Genomic DNA, 19,250 nt, shown 5'->3' with positions numbered 1-19,250 from the left:
GCATCGACTGGGAAGGCAGTTTCCAGTGAGCACGAATACCGGTTCGACGCGGGAGGATACAGCCGTGCCGCAGCAGCAGTTCAGCGGGAAGGTGGCGCTGGTGACCGGCGCCGGATCGGGGATCGGCGCCGCCACCGCGCGATTGCTCGCCCGGCGCGGTGCGGCAGCGGTGTACCTCTGCGATATCGACCGGCGGGCGGTGGCGGGAGTGGCAGCCGATATCGCCGGCGGCATCCCGGTCGACCTGGACGTGGCCGACTCGGCACAGGTCGATCAGGTCTTCGCCGCCGCGCAGGCCGAGCACGGCCGGGTCGATATCGTGGTCCACGCGGCCGGGGTCGACGATCCGCGGAGTAAACAGCGCATCTACGAATCCGCCCGACAGAATCGGCCGCCCGAAGTACTGGACCATCTCGAGGATTCCGACTGGCGGCGGATCCTGTCGATCAACCTGGACGGCACCTTCCATGTGCTGCGGGCCGCGGTCCGGGCGATGAAGGAAACCGGTGGCGGCCGTCGTCACCGTGGGCTCGTCCTCGGCGTTCGATACCCTGGCCGGCTATCCGCACTACGCGGCGTCCAAGGCCGGTGTGCACGCACTCAGCCAATCGGTGGCCAAAGAGGTCGCGCATTTCGGGATCCGGGTGAACACCGTCGCGCCGGGCCCGGTCGATACCGGGATGGCCCGGCGCACGCCCGCGCATCTGCGCGCGGCCATATCCGAAGGCGCCGCCCGCGGCTACGCCACGGCCGAGGAACTGGCCGACAACATCCTCTATCTCGCCGCACCGTCCGCCGCCAATGTCGTGGGCGCGGTGCTGTTGAGCAACGGCGGCCGGTTCACCGTCTGAAACGCCGGATCGAGCACGAAGGAGCAAGAATGCAGAGGATCGAAACAGATGTCCTGGTGATCGGTGCGGGGATGGCCGGCCTCACCGCCGCGGCGCGCTCGCTCGACCGGGGCGCCTCGGTCGTGGTGGTCGAGAAGGCCGATACGGTCGGCGGTTCGGCGCGGTTCGCCGGATACGCCTGGACCGCACCCAGCCGGGAGGTGATGGACGAGGTGAACCCGGCGGGCGATCCGGCGCTGCGCAATGCGCTCGTCGACGGTTTCGCCGACGGTATCGCCTGGATCCGCGCGCTCGGCGTGCACTGCGCCGACGCGGTGCCGATTCTGCGCTACGGCCGCGGTCACCAGTTCGACACCAACCAGTACCTCGACGAATGCCGGCGCCGGGTGAGCGCCGGAGGGCAGTTGCTCACCGGCACCGAAACCCTGGCGCTGCATCGCGAAGACGGCGCGGTCACCGGGGCCCACGTTCGCCGGCCGGACGGGTCCGAAGTCGAAATCATCAGCAGTGCAGTTGTTCTCGCCACCGGTGGATTCCAGGCCGACAGCGAGCTGGTCGCCGAGCATATCCACCCGCGCGCCGCCGAGATGCCATTGCGCGCCAACCCGGTGAGCGCAGGCGCCGGGCTGCGCCTGGCCGAAAGCGTGGGCGCCGCCACCGGAACTTCACGGTCCGGTTTCTACGGTCACCTGGTGCCGACGCAGGTCCCGTTCCGTGATTCCGCCGATTTCGTGGGGTTGTCGCTGTACTACAGCGAGCACGCACTGCTGTTCAACCTGGACAACCGGCGGTTCACCGACGAAACCCTGGGCGACCACTTGACCGCGATGCGTTTGCTCGATCAGCCCGAGGCCCGCGGCCTGCTGGTCGCCGACGAGCGGGTGTACCGGGAATGGGTCCTCGGCAGCTACGTCGAGGGCGCGGTCGCGGTGGACAAGTTCGAGCTCACCCAGCGCCGCGGCGGCCGCTGCGGGATCGCCGACACCCTGGACGATTTCGCGTACCTGCCACCGGAGTGGGGGTACGGCGGGGCAGCCGTCGCCGAACAGATCCGGCAGGTCAACCTCGCGGGCCCCGCGGTCCGGCCGGCCCGCACCCACGATGCGGCGCCGCTGGACGCCGGCCCGTACTACCTCATCGAAACCTGCCCCGCGCTGACCTTCCCGTTCCACGGCATCCGCATCGACGCCGCGGCCCGGGTGCTGTCCGCCACCGGGGGCACGGTCCCCGGGCTGTTCGCCGCCGGCTCCGATACCGGCGGTCTCTACCACTACGCCTACGCAGGCGGGATCGCCTCCGCACTGGTCTTCGGCCTGGCCGCGGCCGATACCGCGACCGGATGCCTGGCGACCGCTCCGGCCGGGCCCGCGGTGAACACCTAGGGGCGCGCCGTGCCGGGCCGCAGATGAGGGGCGGCCCGGCACGAGCGATTCGATCGCCCAGCCGGTCTCCCGGTGGGTACGGCCGGCCGCTAGCGGCGACCGCTCGCCCAGCGGCGCTCAGTCGATCGGGTCGCGGGCGATCGGGCAGGTCATACAGTGGCCGCCGCCGCGACCGCGGCCGAGTTCGGCGCCGACGATCGTGATCACCTCGACCCCCGCGCGACGCAGTGCGGCGTTGGTCAGGGTGTTGCGGTCGTAGGTGAACACCACCCCGGGGGCGAGGGCGACGGCGTTGTTGCCGGAATCCCACTGCTGGCGTTCCGAGGCGTACATATCGCCGGCGGTTTCGACCACCCGCAGCTTCGGGAAGCCGAGCGCGCGGGCCACGACATCGACGAACGGGGTGCCCTGTTCGTCGGTGATCTCCACGCCCGGCGCCTTGTCGGCGGGCCGCAGGGTGAACGGGTGGATTCCGTCGACGATCCCGGGATGGACCGTGACGAGATCCCGGTCCGCGAAGGTGAAGACGGTGTCGAGATGCATCGCGGCCCGTAGTTTGGGCATTCCGGCCACCACCACCGTGTCCGCCGCCTGCGCGTCGAACAACGACTTCGCCAGCTGGGTGATCGCCTGCCGGGACGTGCGTTCGCTCATCCCCACCAGCACCGTGCCGTTCCCCACCGGCATCACATCACCGCCTTCGAGGGTGGCCTGGCCCCAATCCTTTTCGGGATCGCCCCACCACACGGTCGAGTCCGCGTACTCGGGGTGGAACCGGTAGATCGCTTTCATCAGCAGTGTTTCGTCGTGCCGGGCCGGCCAGTACAGCGGGTTGAGGGTCAGGCCGCCGTAGATCCAGCAGGTGGTGTCGCGGGTGTAGAGAGTGTTCGGGAGGGGCGGCATCAGATATTCGGGGGTGCCCAGGGATTCCCGGGCCAGCGCCAGATAAGGAGTGCGGTAGTCGCCGGGCAGGTCCGTGGTGGACAGGCCACCGATGAGGTAGCGGGACAACTCCCGCGGGGTGAGCGAATCGAGGTAGGCGCGGGTGGCGTCGAGCAGGCCCAGACCCACCCGGTTCGCGATGATCTTGCGGTCCAGCAGCCAGGTGCGGGCCTCGGGGATCGCCATGGTTTCGGTGAGCAGATCATGCAGTTCGACGACCTCGACCCCACGGTTGGTCAGTTTGTTCACGAAATCGAGGTGGTCGCGCTGGGCGGCCTCGATCCACATCACATCGTCGAACAGCAGTTCGTCGGAGTTGGTGGGGGTCAGGCGTTCGTGTGCCGGGCCGGGTGCGCAGACGAGCACCTTGCGCAGCTGCCCGACCTCCGAATGCACGCCGTGGCGGATACGGGAAGAACTCACGGTCATCGCACTACCTTCCGTCGTCCGAACCGAGATCTCACAGGCTCACCCAGCCCGCCGCCAGGGCGATGACGCCGACCACCGCGCCCACCGCGACCACGGCGAACAGCGCGGCCTCGGGCGGCGAGAAGACCCGGCGGCCCTGTTCGCGCCGGGCGCGGACGAACAGAGCGGTGGCCGGTACGTAGAAGATCAGTGATACGAGTACGAACTTCAGGCCGGCGGCGTACAGGAGGAACGCGGTGTAGACGGTGGCCAGGACAGCGATCGTGAGGTCACCGCGCCAGGTCGCCGGCCGGGAATCGGTGTAGGTCTCGCGGGTGAGGCAGAGTTTCAGCGCGTAGAGGGCGGCGAGCAGGAAGGGGATCAGGGTGAGCGCGGCGGTGAGGTCGAGCGCGAAATCGAAGGCGTCCTGCGAGAACATCGTGATGATCAGGACCGTCTGCGACAGCGCGGTACTCAGCAGCAGCGCGTTGATGGGGACGTCGCGGTCGGTGGAACGGCCCAGGAACGCCGGCATATCGGCATCTCCCGCCGCGACGAACAGCACCTCCGCGGCCATCAGTGCCCAGGCCAGGTAGGCGCCCAGCACCGAGATGATCAACCCGGCGCTGACGAACGCCGTCCCCCACGAGCCGACGGCCGTTTCCAGCACACCCGCCATGGACGGCTGTCGCAGTTCGGCGATCTGGGCGGCGGGCATGATCCCGTAGGAGACGACGGTCACCGACGCGAAGATCGCCAGCACGCTCACGAAGCCGAGGATCGTGGCCCGGCCGACATCCTCACGGCGCCGCGCATGCCGCGAGTACACGCTCGCGCCCTCGACGCCGAGGAAGACGAAAACCGTCACCAGCATGGTGTCGCTCACCTGCTCGAACAGCGAACCCGCGTAGTCGGCGCCGCGGAAATTGTCCGCGAACACCGATGGATCCAGCAGGAACACCGCCAGCAGGATGAACACCAGGATCGGCACGATCTTCGCGACGGTGACGATCCGGTTGATGGCGGCGGCCTCTTTGGTGCCGCGCCGGATCAGCAGGAAGAAAGCCCAGAGCCCCAGCGAGGAGAGCGCCACGGCGATCAGGGTGTCGCCCTTGCCGAGCGCCGGAATCCATTCACCCAGGGTGGACATGATGAGCACCCAATAGGTGACATTTCCGACGCAGGCGCTCGCCCAGTATCCGGCTGCCGAGAAGAACCCGGTGAACTCGCCGAACCCGGCCTTGGCGTAGGCGTACACACCGGCGTCGAGTTCGGGTTTGCGGATGGCCAGCCGCTGGAACACCAGCGCCAGCATGAGCATGCCGGCGCCCGCGATCACCCAGGCGATCAGGGCACCGCCGACACCGGTCTCCTGGGCGAAGCGCCGCGGCAGCGAGAAAACCCCCGCACCCACCATCGACCCGACAACCATGGCGGTGAGCGTGAGAACGGTAACCTTCACCGCCCGCTCCGGTGCCTGCTGCTGGGCCATCCGTACGACCTCTCTGCTCGCCCGCTACCGAGTACCACCGCAGATCATTCGTCGACGCTCGTCACCGATGATGCCTCATCGGTGCGGCCGCACGTATCAACCGAGGGGTGAGCGCCGGCCGCGTCGCAGCCGGCCCGCGGCGGATCTCCCCCGAGCGGACGGCCGTTCCGCGACCTGCCGGGTGAGCACGGTCCATGACGTCGCCGGGGCCGAGGCGAGTGGCCGCAACGGAGTGTGTCTCCCGGACGGAAACGAACGCCCGCTGCGCATCAGGCGCGCCGGGCTGCCCACACCGTCACGGTGAAGAGCAGGACACCGAGCAACGCGAGCCCGGCTCCGACAACGGCCGGGGCCGTATATCCGTAACCCGCCGCGATCACCAGGCCGCCGAGCCAGGCGCCCGCCGCGTTCGCGATATTGAGAGCAGCATGATTGAGCGCCGCGGCCAGGGTCTGCGCGTCGGCCGCCACGTCCATCAGCCGGGTCTGCAGACCGGGTGCGAGAGCGGCACCGGCCGCGCCGACCAGCAGAGCACCGATACCGGCGGTGACCGGGTGGTGCGCCGCGGCCACGAAGACGATCAGGATCACCATCATGGCGCCCATGGCGAGGAACACCGATCGGTCCACCCCGCGGTCGGCGAGGATCCCACCGACGATATTGCCCAGCACCATGCCGACGCCGAAGAGCATCAGCACCACCGGCACCAGGCCGGCCCGCAACCCGGCCACATCGGTGAGTGTGGTGCTCACATATGTGTAGACCGCGAACATGCCACCGAACCCGATCGCACCCACCGCCAGGGTGAGCAGCACCTGCGGGCGGCGCAGGGCGCCCAGTTCGGTGAGCGGGTTGGTGAGGGCGATCCCGGTGAGCGGCGGGACGAATCGCCACAGGGCCACGACCGTGGCCGCGCCGATCACCCCGACCAGGACGAAGGCGCTGCGCCAGCCGAGATGCTGCCCGAGCCAGGTCGCGACCGGAACGCCGAGGACATTGGCGATACTGAGCCCGAGCATCACGGCCGCCACCGCCTTGGCCCGCTGCCGCGGCGGCGCCAGCGTCGCGGCGGCCAGCGACGCGACACCGAAATAGGCGCCGTGCGGCAGGCCGGCCACGAATCGTGCCGCCACCAGCGTGGCGAAGTTCGGCGCGAAGGCCGAAGCCAGATTGCCGACGGTGAACGCCACCATGAGCGCGATCAGCAGGCGTTTGCGCGCCACCGAGGCACACGCCGCCGCGATCACCGGCGCACCGACCACCACCCCGAGGGCGTAGGCGGAGACGGCGTGCCCTGCGGTGGGCTCGGACACCGTGAACGCGCCCGCGATATCGGGCAACAGCCCCATCGTGACGAATTCGGTGGTCCCGATACCGAAACCGCCCAGTGCCAGCGCCAGCATCGCCGGGATATGCCAGCTGGTACGGGCAGGGACAGGGGGCGTGGCCGTGCCGATGGCGGTAGAAGTCACGCCCTCGTGCAACAGGTGACGGCGGGCCGGGGTTCCGTTTCCGGCTGTGAGTTCGCCCACCGGCGCACACCGGCCGTGCGTATGCGCCGATCGCCCATGGACTTCTCGCCGCAAAGCCACCCCGACGCGTGGCCGCGGTGCTCACCGGGTGGGTCTCGTCGCATCGGCGGGCCCGGCACTCCGGGCCGTGGGGCCGCCCGATCGGGCAGGATCAGCCGGAGACAGGCGAGGGGTGACCGGGCGATACGATCGCGGGATCTCCGGCCGGTCGGCGTGTCATCGCGAGCCGCTGCCCACACCGACGTCGGAATTGCCGCAGGCAACGACGACCTGGATCGGTTCGGGGTGGAGTGCACGGGTACCCGGGCGAAGGCGGCGCCGGCTGCCTCCGCCGGGCGCGCAGGGCCGAGCCGCCAACGGTCGGATCGCCGAGTGGAACGAACAGGAACGACGCAGAACAAGGAGTGCTGATGGACGCCCCGCAGGTCCACGATCGTACTGTCGATGGACTCCGCGGTCCGGTACCGATCCGGGAGTATCTGCCCGCGGTTCCCGATCCGGCGGCGCCACCGCTGCTGTGGATCCACGGCGGTGCGTTCGTCTCCGGCGGCCTCGACCAGCCCGAATCCCATGCGGTGGCGCTGGGGGTGGCGGCGACCGGCCGCCGGGTCCGCACCGTCGACTACGCCCTGGTTCCCCGGTTCCGGGTCTGGGGGCCGCCGCAACTGCGCCCGTCGGACAATCGGTACCCCGCGCCGCTCGACGATGTCCTCACCGCGGCCACCGACCTCATGGCGGAGCAACCGCGCATCGTCGTGGGCGGCGCCAGCGCGGGCGCCTGCCTCGCCGCCTCGGCCGCGCTCCGCCTGCGCGACCGGTCCGCGCAGGTTCCGGCCGGGCTGATTCTCGCCTACGCCACCCTGCATGCCGAACTGCCGCCGCTGCCGGATTCGGTGCGCGCCCGAGTGCGGGGCCGCCATCGGATCGGCACATTCACTCCCCAGGTGATCCGGCGGATGAATCTCAACTATGTGGGTTCCCAGCAGCTACTCGAGGATCCGGAGGTGTTCCCCGGTGGCGGCAAACTCGCCGGACTGCCGCCGGTCCTGTTGCTCGATGCCGCCCACGACACGCTGAGCGCGTCGAGTACCGCCTTCGCCGGGGAACTCGCCGAGGCCGGAGTCGATGCCGACCATCGCATCGTCGCCCGCACCCGCCACGGGTTTCTCAACCGTCCCGGTTCACGCGGCTTCCGTGCGGGGATGGACGACCTGCTCGGCTGGCTCGACCGGCGGATGCGGCACAGCTAGCCGCGCACTCGCGACCGCCACCGGATGCCTCGGCCGGCCGGACACCTCGGGCGCGACGACCGGCCGGGCCCGGGATCAGCGTGCGGTGGCCGGTTGTCCTTCGGCCGGGTGCACACCGTATTGGTCGGTTTCCATCAGGTGTGCGATATCGCGGCCCGCCGGGGTCATCGTCAGGGACGACCGGGTCTCCAGCAGCCACGCCCGGTAGCCGGGCTGGACGTCCTCCTCCGGGCCCTGGTGCAGGATGCCCTTCGGGGTCCAGGTGATCGTGCCGGGGGTATCGACCGAACCCCACGGCGAGGGACCCATTCCGTAGCAGATGACCTCGTCGAAATCGGCATTGTGGTGCACCGGGGGCCGGGTGCTGTGCCGGCTACCGACACCGAAGACGAAATCGCGGCCGGACGTGCTGCTCATCAACTGGGCGGGCGCCAGCCCGCCCTCGGCGACACCGAGTCCGTGCACATGCTCGATATTGAACCGGACGACGAGCGGGGCACCGAGCACGTCCAGGCACGGGATCGGGTCCACGTCGTAGAAGTAGGAGGTGAACCTGTCTCCGGTGCGCACGACGACCTCGTATTCGTCGTCCACCGGCAGGCCGGGCCGGCCGTGCGGTACCGGGCGATCGAGATGGAGGTCGGGGTTGAAGGTTCCGGGCGCGCCCTCCGGGTCCAGCCGTAGTTCGCTGGTGGTCACCACGATGAATTCGGTGATCTCCTCGGCGATATCGCCCCACCGGTAGGTCACCGCGCGCGGGATGAGGACGAAATCGCCGGGCCGGACATCCAGGGTGCCGACCTCGGTGTCGAGCCGGCCGCGCCCGGAGACGATGTAGTGCAGTTCGTCGGCCCAGACGTTGACGTAGCCGAAGGTCATGGCGGCGGCACGGCGGTTCAGCTCGAAACCGATCCCCTCCCCCTCGAGGATCGCCACGGGGAGGGCTTTCGGCTCGGCGAACACATCGGCCGGTAGATCCCAGGTGTGGAACCGGCGCGGTACGTATTCGCCCCGGGCGCGTAGGAAACGCGGCCGGTACTGGGCCCGGACGATGGTTGTGTTCGGACCGGCGAAACCGTTACGGGAGAAGAGCTCGATATTGGGCGCCAGGACTTCGTCCGGCATGCAGCACCTCCGAAAATCGTTGTGCCACAGATCCTAGACAAGCCACCCGGTGTCCGCGCACTTTTGCGAACTCCTTCTTGCCCAGGTAGGTGGTACCGAAGGTACACTCCCCGTGGGCAATCCGGTCAGCCGCGGAACGGTGGTACGGGCAGATCCGCGCCGAAGATATCGGGCGTATCCCGTACCACGCTGTCGGGGAACCGTGCCGGGCGCTTCTCCAGGAACGACGAAACCCCTTCGGCCGCATCGGCGCTGGCACCACGGCGCAGAATGCCCCGCGACTCCACCCGGTGCGCGATCATCGGATGCTCGGCACCCAGCCCGCGCAACAGCATCTGCCGCGACAGCGCCACCGAGACCGGAGCAGAATGCTCGGTAATACGCCGGGCCAGCGCCAGCGCCTCGTCCAGCAGGGTTTCCGGCGAGTACAGCCCGTAGAACAGGCCCGCCTCGTACGCTTCGGCGGCATCGACGAGCCGGCCGGAATACACCCAGTCCAGGGCCTTCTGCACCGGAACCAGCCGCGGCAGGAACCAGCTGGAACAGGATTCCGGGACGATTCCCCGCCGGTTGAACACGAACCCGATCCGGGCGCTCTCGACCGCCAGCCGGAAATCGGCGGCCAGCGTCATGGTGATCCCGACTCCCACCGCGGGGCCGTTGATCGCGGCGATGATCGGTTTGCGCGATTCGAACATCCGCAGCACCACTTCCCCACCACCGTCGCGGAAATCCTCCGGCTCTCCGTCCCCGGGCGCGACGAACGTCTGCGCACCGGCGGAGAGGTCGGCTCCGGCGCAGAACGCCCGTCCGGCACCGGTGATGATGATCGCCCGCACGGCATCGTCGCGATCGCATTTGTCGAACGCCTCGATCAACTCCGCCCCCATGGCGGTGGTGAAGGCATTGAGCTGGGCCGGACGGTCCAGGGTGATGGTGGCTACGGAATCGGAAACCTCGAGGCGAATATCGACCATGGACCACAGCATGCCACCCGGCCGGGAGATCTGAGCGGGCCCGGGACCACGCACCGCACCCGTACCGGGCTCGGCCGTCACTTCGGCCGACCGGAGCCCGCCGCGCCACGAAAACAGCCCGCCCCGGGTTTCCGGGACGGGCTGGATTCGGCAGCGGGGCTGCTACGGAGTCGTCGGGCGGCACGCCGGGTGCTCCGGCGGGCACGGGGACAGGATCGTCGAGAAGTACTGGAAGGCCGCGAAAACCGCGACCGGCCCGCCGATCAGGAACGCGCCGATGATGCCACCGGCGGCGCCGAGGGTCGCGGCACCGGCGACACAGCCGCCGATCGTGGCACCGACGAACGGCACCAGCAGCAGCGCGATCGGGCTGGAGATCAGGGCACCGGTCGCGGCGCCGAGCACACAGCCCAGACTGCCGCCGATCACCGCGCCGATCGCACCGGCGATCGCCGCGCTCATCGTCGCCCGCTGGGTGAACACCCCAAGCGCCTGCATATCGCGCGGGGTGAACTGTTCGGCGATCTCCTTGCCCGCCTGCTCCGGGGTGACGACCGGCGCACTCACCGGCGCAACCGGCACCCCGCCCTCGCGCTGCGGCGTGAGAACCGCGGTGCCGCCGTCGATCGTCGCGGCGATCGGGAAGGCCATATTGTCTTTGCGGTAGGTGAGCGGCACCGTGCTGAGCGGGGTGTCGTCGACCGCTTTCAGGATGAGCTGGTCACCCGCGACCTGCCATTTGCCGTTCGTCTCCACCACGGCGGTATCGCCGGAGCGGGTGATCTCGTAGGTGAGTTCCCGTGGGACGGGAGCGGGTTGGGCAGCGGCCGGGGCTGCGGTCGCGCCGAGGGCGGCCACCGCTATCGCGGCGGTGACTACGCTGGTCCGGAATTTCATTGTTGTGTCCTCATCGGTTGATATCGAGGCGGCCGTCGGCACCGGGTGGCGCCGCGGACGTTCTGGGGAATCGGCTCAGTTGCCGGCGGTGTCGACGAGATCGCCCTCGAGCACCCAGCGGTCGCCTTGGAACCGCTGGATCTGCATGGCCTCCATCGGGTAGCCGTCGCCTTCGCCGGTCTGCAGGGTGATACCGGGCAGCAGCAGGTCGATTTCCACGTTGTCGAGCGAGCGCATCGCGTCACGCAGCCCCTCGCGGGTCTTGCAGGCGGCCGCGTCGAAGGTTTTGTGGAAGCTCTGCGCCATGGCCCAGCCGACGAGGGTGTAGCCGTCGCTGGGGTCGGCGCCGGGCACGTACTGCGCGAGTTTGTCTCGGTAGAGCCGCATCCCGGGGTCGTCGTTCCACTGCGGGTCGGCGGGATCCTTCACGAAGACCGAGGTGACGACGTTCTGCACATTCGCGAAACCGACCGGTGCGAGCACGCTCATGGTGCTGGAGACCTGGGTGAGGATATGCAGCGGATTCCATTCGGGATTACGCGCGTCGGCCGCGAGGGTCTGCGCGGCGAACTTGGGTGTCGCGAAGTTCAGCAGCACATCGGCTTTCGAGTTCGCCAGGTTGCGCAACTGCGGGTCGACGGTGGGATCGGTGACCTCGTAACTCTGCTCGGCGATCACCTTCACACCGCTGCCGGCGGTGGCTTCCTTGAAGCTGGCCAGCAGGTCCTTGCCGAAATCGTCGTTCTGGTAGACGACGGCGACGGTGGCGTCGGGCTTCTGTTCCAGGACGTAGCGCGCGAAGATCTGGCCCTCGGCGTGGTAGCTGGGCTGCCAGCCGATGGTCCACGGATGCCCGTCGCCCACACCCCACTGGGTGGCGCCGCCGGCAACGAAGATCTGCGGGACCTCGCGCTGGTTCAGGTAGTCCCAGACCGCCGCCGAGGTCGGCGTACCGAGGGTGGACAGGATCGCGAATACCTGATCCTGTTCGACCAGCCGGCGGGTCTCCTCCACCGTTTTCGGCGGCTGATAGCCGTCGTCGCGCAGCAGGTATTCGACCTTGCGCCCGTCGATTCCGCCTTGTTCGTTGTTGACGTATTCGAAGTAGGCCTGCATCCCCTTGGGGAGTTCGGCGTAGGCCGACGCCGGGCCGGACAGCGGGAAGATACCGCCCAGCTTCATGCCGGTATCGGTGAGACCCGTCGTCTGCTGGCCCTGGCAGTCGCCGGAGGCGACGGCGTCGCCGGCGTCGTCGCGGCTCCCGCAGCCGGCGACGGCGACCAGGACCGCCGCGGCGGCCAGCGCCGCCTGTATCGCTCTAGTGCGCATCGGTTCTTCCTTTCCGGGCCCGGTGTCCGAGCCAGTGCGCCGCCCGGCCGACGAGTCCGGCCAATCCATTCGGCGCGAGGTACATGACCGCGATGATGAGGAGCCCGAAGATGACTCCCGGCGCGGCTTGATTGACGTCCTGGGCGAAGTTCGGCACGTACATGACGAACAGCCCGCCCAGCAGGGGCCCCCACTGGCCGCCGAGTCCCCCGACGACCAGTCCGGCCAGCAGGGTGATCGACAGGGTGAGGGTGAACGAATCCGGTGAGACGTAGCCGATCACCCAGATGTAGACACAACCCGCGACACCGGCGAACATGGCACCCCAGGCGAAGGCCAGCGTTTTGTAGAACGCCGGCCGCACTCCGGTGACCTCGGCGGCGATCTCGTTGTCGCGCACGGCATGCAGCGCCCGGCCCACCCGCGACCGCAGCAATCCGGCGACCAGCAGATAACTCACCGCGGTGACGGCCAGCGCCAGGAAGTACAACCACTGGTCCTCGGCCAGCCCGCTCCACGCCGGGGGCTGCGGTTTGTCCAGGGTCAGGCCCATGGAGCCGCCGGTCACCGATTCGAACCGTTTGAGCAGCGGCACCAGGAATATCGCGATGGCCAGGGTGACCAGCGCCAGATACAGTCCGCGCAACCGCAGCGCCGGAATTCCGAGGCCGATCCCGAGCACGAACGCCACCGCCGCCGCGGCGGGCAGGGTCACCGGATACGGTGCGTCCCAGCGATCCATCATGATCGCGGTGGTGTAGGCACCGACCGCGAAGAACGCCCCGTGCCCGAGCGATATCTGCCCGGTATGGCCCACCAGCAGGTTCAGCCCGAGCAGCGCGACCGCGTAGATCATGGCGAGGGCCAGCTGGAAGGTGTGGAAGGGCGCCAGTTCGAACGGCGCCCAGCAGGCCGCCACCAGCACCACGGCCACGGGCAGCCACGACCAGGAGCGGCGGCGGGTGCGGGCCCGGCGGCGGGCCGGCTCGGAGACGGGCGGGCCGTGTTCGGGCGCCACCGCGGTATCGGTAATTCCCATATCGCTCATACCCTTTCCACCGCCGGGGTGCCGAACAGGCCCTGCGGCCGGATCAGCAGGACGCCGAGGATGATCACCAGTGGCACACCGATTTTCAGTTCGGTGCCGATCACGTCGAGATAGGCGCCGGCCAGCGTTTCCGCGACCCCGACGATCAATCCCCCGGCCACCGCACCGCCCGGGCTGTCGAATCCGCCGAGCGTGGCGGCCGCGAAGGCGTAGATGAGGACGCCGCCCATCATGTTGGGTTCCAGGAACAGCAGCGGCGCCGAGAGCACCCCGGAGACCGCGCCGACGGCGGCGGCCAGCCCCCAGCCGAGCGCGAGCACCGTGCCGACGCCGATCCCCACCAGCCGCGCCGACTGCGGATTCGCCGCGACAGCGCGCATCGCCAACCCCGTCCGGGTGTACCGGAACAGCAGGTACAGCAGTCCCATCACCACCGCGACCACGGCGAGAATGCCGAGGTTGCCGTATCCGGCGGACACACCGCCCACCCGCAGCGCGCCCTCCGGGAAGGGGTTGGGGAAACTTTTCAGCTGGTAGGACCAGATCCAGCCCGCCGCCGCGTTGACGAAGAAGAACAGTCCGACGGTGACGATCACCAGCGTGAGTTCCGGTGCGCCTTCGACCGGCCGGATGACGATCCGCTCGATCAGCATGCCGGCGGCGAAGGAGATCGCGATGGTGACCGGCAGTGCCAGCCAGAACGGTGTCCCGCTCTGCACCAGCTGCCAGGCCAGGAACGCCGAGAACATGGCCAGTTCACCTTGGGCGAAGTTGACGATCCCGGTGAACCGGTAGATGAGGACGAGGGCCAGCGCCATACCGGCGTACAGGGCCCCGGCGCTGAGGCCTTCGATGATCTGCTGCGCGAATCCGGTCACGTTCACACCCGGTATCCGAGGTAGGACTGGGCGACCTGTTCGTTCGCGGCGATATCGGCCGCGGTACCGGACAGCACGATCTGCCCGCTTTCCAGGACATGCGCCTGATGCGCGGCGCGCAGCGCGAGATGAGCGTTCTGCTCGACGACTATCACGGTGGTGCGTTCCTCTTGGTTGATGGCCTGCACGATGCGGAAGAGTTCCTGGGTGACCAGCGGCGCCAGCCCGAGCGACGGTTCGTCGAGCAGCAGCAGCCGGGGCCGGGACATGAGCGCGCGGCCGAGCGCCAGCATCTGCTGCTGCCCGCCGGAGAGCTGTCCGGCCGTTTCGTGCCGCTTCTCGCGCAGGACCGGGAAGTAGTCGTACACCCGGTGCAGATCGGCCTCGGTACTGCCGCGCGCACGCCGGGAGTAGGCGCCCAGGCGCAGGTTCTCCTCGACGGTCAGCGGGGTGAAGGTGCCGCGCCCCTCCGGCACATGCGCGACCCCGAGCCGGGCGATCTTCTCGGGCGCCCGCCCGGCGATCTCGGTACCGGCCAGCCGCACCGATCCGCGTACCCGGACCAGGCCACTGAGCGCCCGCAGCAGGGTCGTCTTCCCGGCACCGTTGGGTCCGAGCACCGCGCACACCTCACCGGCGGCGACGGAGAAACCGATCCCGTGCACCACCTCACCGGCGCCGTATCCCGCGGTGAGACCACTGACTTCCAGGAACGGTTCGCTACTCATATTTTTCCTCTCGGGCGGGACGCGGCGGGGCCGGTCACGCCGCCGTGCCCAGGTAGGCCTCGATGACCGCGGGATCGCGCTGCACGTCTTCGGGCGCGCCGTCGGCGATCACCCGGCCGAACTCGAGGCATACGACGCGGTCGCAGATGCCCATGACGAAGCCCATATGGTGTTCGACCACCACCACGGTCAGATCGAAGTCCCGGCGCAGGCCGGCGAGGAGATCGGCGAACTCGCCGACCTCGCCGTGGCTGAGGCCGTTGACCGGTTCGTCGAGCAGCAGCAGCCGGGGGCCGGCCGCCAGCGCCCGGGCCAGTTCGATGCGTTTGAGCGTGCCGAAGGGCAGCCCGGCGGCCGGGTGATCGGCGACCTCGGTCAGGCCGAGCCGTTCCAGCAGGCCGTCGACCTGCGCGCGCAACCGGCGTTCCTCGGCCCGCACCGGAGGCAGGAACAGGCTGGCGGCCACGAAACCGGACCGGGCACGATGGTGGGCGCCGACGAGCACGTTGTCCCGGACGGACATACGGGTGAACAGCCCCAGGTTCTGGAAGGTCCGGGCGATCCCGAGCCGTGCCATCAGGTCCGGGCGTACCGTGGTGAGATCGGTTCCGAGATAGCGCAGGGTGCCGGCGGTCGGGGCACTCCGGCGGGTCAAGCAGTTGAACAGGGTGGTCTTACCCGCGCCGTTGGGGCCGATGAGACCGACCATTTCGCCGGTCGCCACAGCGAATCCGACATCGTCGAGTGCCGTGATACCGCCGAATCGGACGGTGAGGCCGGATATCTCGAGCATGAATCCTCCGGGTGCGTGGTCGCGGTCGAAATCCTGTGGGGCAGCGCACAGTCCGCCGGACCGGCTATGGGTCAGGCCAGCGTAAGAGCGGCCAGAATGAAACACATCAGCCTGTGCGTCCCAATTATGGGCGTCGGATTTGTCCTCCGGAGACAAACGACCTGCGGCTAATTTGATACATTCGACGCCGAATGTTGACTTTCGGGTCGCGGCGGTGGACCATCCAGCTATGTCAGCTGGATCACAGAAGGTCGCCGCATCGCTGCCCGAACCGGTGCAGCTCGCGCGCACCCGGATCGTCGGCAGCGTCTACGACCGCGCCGACGAGATCGCCGAGCGGGGCAGTAGCGCGATACTCACCCAGGTACCCGGTTACGCCGGCCGCGACAGCGAATTCCGGGCCGATGTGCACGACCAGGTGGCCCGGCTGTGCCGCACCGGCCTCGGCGCGCTGCTGGAAAAACGACGGGTCTCCCCCGCCGATCTCGCCTACACCCGCCGGGCCGCGGTGCGCCGGGCCCAATCCGGCCTCCCGCTGGCCGATTACATCACCGCGTTCCGGATCGGCCAGCAGGCATTCTGGAAATCACTCGTCGCCCAGGCCGGGGATTCGCCCGCCGCCCGGGAGGCGACCCTGTCGATGGTGCTGCCACTCACCCGCTACTGCGATCTGATCAGCACCCAGGCCACCCACGCCTACCTGGAATTCCAGCAGCATCAGTCCACCGAGGCCGGTCGCGACGGCCGCGACCTGATCGAATCGCTGCTCGGCGGGGCACTGCCCGAACGGGGCCCGCTCGTGGCCGCCGCGGCCGCGCACGGTATCGGTACCGGTGCGGGGGAACGCCTCGTCGTCATCGCCGGCGCGATCCTGGACCGGACCGAGCGCGGCGCCGCACCGCGCGCCGAAGGCGAAGCCCCGCATATCGTTTCGTCCGCGCTGGCCCGTACGGGTGTCAACGGGCACCGTATCCTGGCCGTCGCCCGCGAAACCGATATCGTCGCGATCGCCGCGCTGGGCCGCGCGACCACCGAGGAACTGTGCACGCGGCTACGGCGCACCCACGACAGCCTCGCGGCCGAGGGCATCACCGCGGCCCTGGGGGTGAGCACGGTGCTCGCCGGTGTCGAGGCGGTGCCGCGCGGCTGGCAGGAAGCGCGCTCGGCGCTGGACCTGGTCCCGGACAGCGGCGGTGTCATGGCCCTGCCCGAACTCACGCCGTTCCGCTATCTCGTGCTGAGCTCCGACGACACCGCGCGCACGCTCGTCGATCCCAGGATCGCCCGCACCCTCGCCGACGACCACGCCAAGGGCGCCGTTCTCGCCGACACCATCCGGGCGTTCGTCGCCGCCGATATGAACCTGCGCGAAGCGGCCGATGCGCTGCGTATCCACCACAACACCGCCAAGTACCGGCTGCGCCGGATCCAGCAACTCACCGGTCGCAATATCCGCACGGTGACCGATCTCGTCGAACTGCTCGTCGCGATCGAACTCCGGCAGGCACCGCCGGTCGTCCGCCGCGACCACTGAACCGCGGCCCGATGAGGACAGCCGCCACCGTTGGGCAAAGTTCCGGCGCCGGAACTCAGGTCGGCCGCCGCACGACCTGGTCGCCGCACAGCTGTGGCGCACATACTGTCTACGGCACAGCCCATGGGCGCCCGCGCACCCCACCCGGCAGCGGTTTACCGAGGATGATGTTCGGCGGCGGCCGCCCCAGTGAAGCGGCGGCCTGGTACGTCGACCCGCGCGAATGAACGGCCGACGGCAGCCCGTATGTTCAGCGGCCGAGACGTCGATCCGCATGAATCAGCGGCCGAGACATCAGCCCGCATCCTGGGGTATCTCGTCGTCCGGACCCGGCGCGGCCCGCACGGCGGCCGGCCTGGCCGCCGTGGGCTCTTCCGCGCGCCGCTCACCGGCCGGGGCGACTCCGGGTACTCCGTCGACGACCACATATGACGCGCGGGTGTACACCGGGGCGCCGGGGCGGCTCACATAGGGAACCACCCGGAAATCGGTGCGCCATAGCTTTTCACTTACTTCGACCCGCGCATATCCGCGCTGTGCGTTGAAGAATTTCAGGTCGGGATTGGCGGCGAGCAGTTCGCTACCGCGCGCATGAGTATCCACGCCGTCACCGCCGCTGCTGATCGAGGTTCCGGTGAATTCGGCAGCCACCACGGGGGTGCGGGGATCGGCCGGATCGGCCCGCAGATCGGCGGCATAGTTCTCGTGCCGGTCGCCCGTGATCACGACGAGATTCGGTACCGCCCGGGCCGCGGCGGCCGACAGGACCGCAGCGCGTTCGGCGGGGAAACCGTCCCAGGCATCACCGGACAGGTCCACGCCGGGACCCGCGTCGTGATCGGTACGGCCCAGCACCACCTGATTGCCGAGCACCTGCCAGCGCGCCGGCGAGGCCGCGAAACCGCTCACCAGCCATTCCCGTTGCCGCGCACCGAGAATCGATCCGTTGCCGCGATACTGGCGGGTGTCCAGCATGGTGATATCGGCGAGGGCGCCGAACCGGTAGCGGCGGTGCAGCCGGATCCGCGGGCCGGCCGGTAGCTGTGCCAGGCGCAACGGCTGGTGTTCGTACATCGCGCGGAAGGCCGCCGCCCGCCGCGCCCGGAAGATCGGCGCGGCGAGATCGCGGTCGATCCTGGTCTGCGCCCGCTGCCCGGCCCAATCGTCGGCGAGCTCGTGATCGTCCATCGTCACCAGCCACGGAAACGCCGCGTGCGCACGCTGCAACGCCGGATCGGATTTGTACCAGCCGTAGTGCACCCGGTACCCGCTCAGATCACGCGGCTCGTGGTGTAGCCACGGTTCCACCCGCATACCCCGCACCGCACCGGTGATCGGGTATTCGTACAGGTAGTCGCCCAAGTGAACCACCAGGTCCAGATCTTCGGCGGACATATGGTCGTAGGCGGTGTACCAGCCGTCGTTCCATGCCTGACAGGATGCGAACGCGAACCGCAGGCGGCGCACCCGGTCGCCGGCGGCGGGGGCCGTACGGGTCTGCCCGACCGGCGAGATCGCCGCGCCCGCGCGGAAACGGTAGAAGTACCGGCGCCCCGGTTCGAGACCGTGAACTTCCGGGTGGACCGAATGCCCGAGAGCGCGGTCCGCGATCACCGATCCGCGCCGGACCACCCGGCGGAAACGGTCGTCGTGGGCCACCTCGTAGTCCACGGTCACCGGGCTGCGGCCCATCCCGCCGAAACCGTCGGGTGCCAGCGGATCCGGCGCCAGCCTGGTCCACAGCACCACACCGTCCGGGGCCGGGTCGCCGGAGGCGACACCGAGAGTGAAGGGGTCGCCGAGGTGGCGCGGCGACCGGAACCGCGCACCGGCCGCTCCGCCCGTGCCCGCCAGTAGTACCGCGGCGGCCGCGGCGCCCTGTCCGAGGAAACGCCTGCGCGTGGTGTCCATGCTCCAGGGATCCCGCACGCGGCTGACGCACCGGTGGCCCGCGGATGACACCGCGATGACCATCGGACGAGCGTTGCCGATCCCTCGCCTTGCAGGCCTCTAACGCACGGCGCTACCCGCGCGATATCCCGGATACGCCGTTGCCGATCCCAGAAACACGGAGGCTGCCGATG

The 19,250-nt window shown here is 69.3% G+C and carries 15 protein-coding genes and 1 pseudogene; 4 read left to right on the top strand and 12 right to left on the bottom strand.

The genetic code is table 11. The features are described from left to right. Positions 1-25 precede the first annotated feature (25 nt). A pseudogene (locus tag ACQEVO_RS08640) lies at positions 26-851 on the top strand (SDR family NAD(P)-dependent oxidoreductase). A gap of 29 nt (positions 852-880) precedes the next feature. Continuing rightward, a complete protein-coding gene (locus ACQEVO_RS08635) occupies positions 881-2,233 on the top strand; it encodes an FAD-dependent oxidoreductase (RefSeq protein ID WP_432910729.1) in 1,353 nt (450 codons plus the stop codon). Positions 2,234-2,350: 117 nt separating this feature from the next. Here the strand turns inward: ACQEVO_RS08635 and arcA are convergent, their stop codons facing one another. From arcA to ACQEVO_RS08620, 3 genes are all read right to left on the bottom strand, one after another. Then, positions 2,351-3,604: an arginine deiminase gene (gene arcA / locus ACQEVO_RS08630; RefSeq protein WP_432910727.1), complete on the bottom strand. Its 1,254-nt coding sequence runs from the start codon at positions 3,602-3,604 to the stop codon at positions 2,351-2,353. 31 nt (positions 3,605-3,635) lie between these two features. After that, positions 3,636-5,075, bottom strand: a complete 1,440-nt coding sequence (locus ACQEVO_RS08625; RefSeq protein WP_432910724.1) for a basic amino acid/polyamine antiporter — start codon at positions 5,073-5,075, stop codon at positions 3,636-3,638. A 269-nt stretch (positions 5,076-5,344) separates the two neighbouring features. Further along, on the bottom strand, positions 5,345-6,547 hold the full coding sequence (locus tag ACQEVO_RS08620) for an MFS transporter (protein WP_432910722.1): 1,203 nt from the start codon (positions 6,545-6,547) through the stop codon (positions 5,345-5,347). A gap of 470 nt (positions 6,548-7,017) precedes the next feature. Here ACQEVO_RS08620 and ACQEVO_RS08615 point away from each other — a divergent pair, with 470 nt between their 5' ends. Further along, complete coding sequence (locus tag ACQEVO_RS08615; protein WP_432910720.1) at positions 7,018-7,857, top strand: alpha/beta hydrolase; 840 nt, start codon at positions 7,018-7,020, stop codon at positions 7,855-7,857. 75 nt (positions 7,858-7,932) lie between these two features. Here the strand turns inward: ACQEVO_RS08615 and ACQEVO_RS08610 are convergent, their stop codons facing one another. The 8 genes from ACQEVO_RS08610 to ACQEVO_RS08575 all read right to left on the bottom strand — a co-directional run bounded on the left by ACQEVO_RS08610 (position 7,933) and on the right by ACQEVO_RS08575 (position 15,632). Next, on the bottom strand, positions 7,933-8,982 hold the full coding sequence (locus ACQEVO_RS08610; RefSeq protein ID WP_432910719.1) for an AraC family ligand binding domain-containing protein: 1,050 nt from the start codon (positions 8,980-8,982) through the stop codon (positions 7,933-7,935). Between the two features lie 125 nt (positions 8,983-9,107). Beyond that, positions 9,108-9,959: a crotonase/enoyl-CoA hydratase family protein gene (locus tag ACQEVO_RS08605; RefSeq protein WP_432910716.1), complete on the bottom strand. Its 852-nt coding sequence runs from the start codon at positions 9,957-9,959 to the stop codon at positions 9,108-9,110. Positions 9,960-10,121: 162 nt separating this feature from the next. Continuing rightward, on the bottom strand, positions 10,122-10,856 hold the full coding sequence (locus tag ACQEVO_RS08600) for a hypothetical protein (protein ID WP_432910715.1): 735 nt from the start codon (positions 10,854-10,856) through the stop codon (positions 10,122-10,124). A 75-nt stretch (positions 10,857-10,931) separates the two neighbouring features. Continuing rightward, positions 10,932-12,185, bottom strand: a complete 1,254-nt coding sequence (locus ACQEVO_RS08595) for an ABC transporter substrate-binding protein (RefSeq protein WP_432910714.1) — start codon at positions 12,183-12,185, stop codon at positions 10,932-10,934. Further along, entirely contained in the window at positions 12,175-13,233 is a 1,059-nt protein-coding gene (locus tag ACQEVO_RS08590) for a branched-chain amino acid ABC transporter permease (RefSeq protein ID WP_432910713.1), read from the bottom strand. Before ACQEVO_RS08590 ends, ACQEVO_RS08595 begins: the two co-directional genes overlap by 11 nt. Continuing rightward, a complete protein-coding gene (locus tag ACQEVO_RS08585; protein ID WP_432910711.1) occupies positions 13,230-14,117 on the bottom strand; it encodes a branched-chain amino acid ABC transporter permease in 888 nt (295 codons plus the stop codon). Before ACQEVO_RS08585 ends, ACQEVO_RS08590 begins: the two co-directional genes overlap by 4 nt. After that, positions 14,114-14,839, bottom strand: a complete 726-nt coding sequence (locus tag ACQEVO_RS08580) for an ABC transporter ATP-binding protein (protein WP_432910709.1) — start codon at positions 14,837-14,839, stop codon at positions 14,114-14,116. The genes ACQEVO_RS08585 and ACQEVO_RS08580 overlap by 4 nt, the downstream gene beginning before the upstream one ends. A 34-nt stretch (positions 14,840-14,873) precedes the next feature. Beyond that, positions 14,874-15,632 carry an ABC transporter ATP-binding protein gene (locus ACQEVO_RS08575; protein WP_432910707.1) on the bottom strand — a complete coding sequence of 253 codons (759 nt, stop codon included), beginning with the start codon at positions 15,630-15,632 and terminating at the stop codon, positions 14,874-14,876. Between the two features lie 229 nt (positions 15,633-15,861). Here ACQEVO_RS08575 and ACQEVO_RS08570 point away from each other — a divergent pair, with 229 nt between their 5' ends. Further along, positions 15,862-17,166 (top strand): PucR family transcriptional regulator, encoded by a 1,305-nt coding sequence (locus ACQEVO_RS08570; protein ID WP_432910704.1) that lies wholly within the window; start codon positions 15,862-15,864, stop codon positions 17,164-17,166. A gap of 294 nt (positions 17,167-17,460) precedes the next feature. Here the strand turns inward: ACQEVO_RS08570 and ACQEVO_RS08565 are convergent, their stop codons facing one another. Beyond that, positions 17,461-19,077 (bottom strand): alkaline phosphatase D family protein, encoded by a 1,617-nt coding sequence (locus tag ACQEVO_RS08565; protein ID WP_432910701.1) that lies wholly within the window; start codon positions 19,075-19,077, stop codon positions 17,461-17,463. Positions 19,078-19,250: the final 173 nt, after the last annotated feature.

Source organism: Nocardia sp. CA-290969 (genome assembly GCF_050936135.1).
Lineage (GTDB): Bacteria > Actinomycetota > Actinomycetes > Mycobacteriales > Mycobacteriaceae > Nocardia.
Note: the sequence above shows the minus strand (reverse complement) of the source record. Positions and strands in the feature narration are given on the sequence as shown.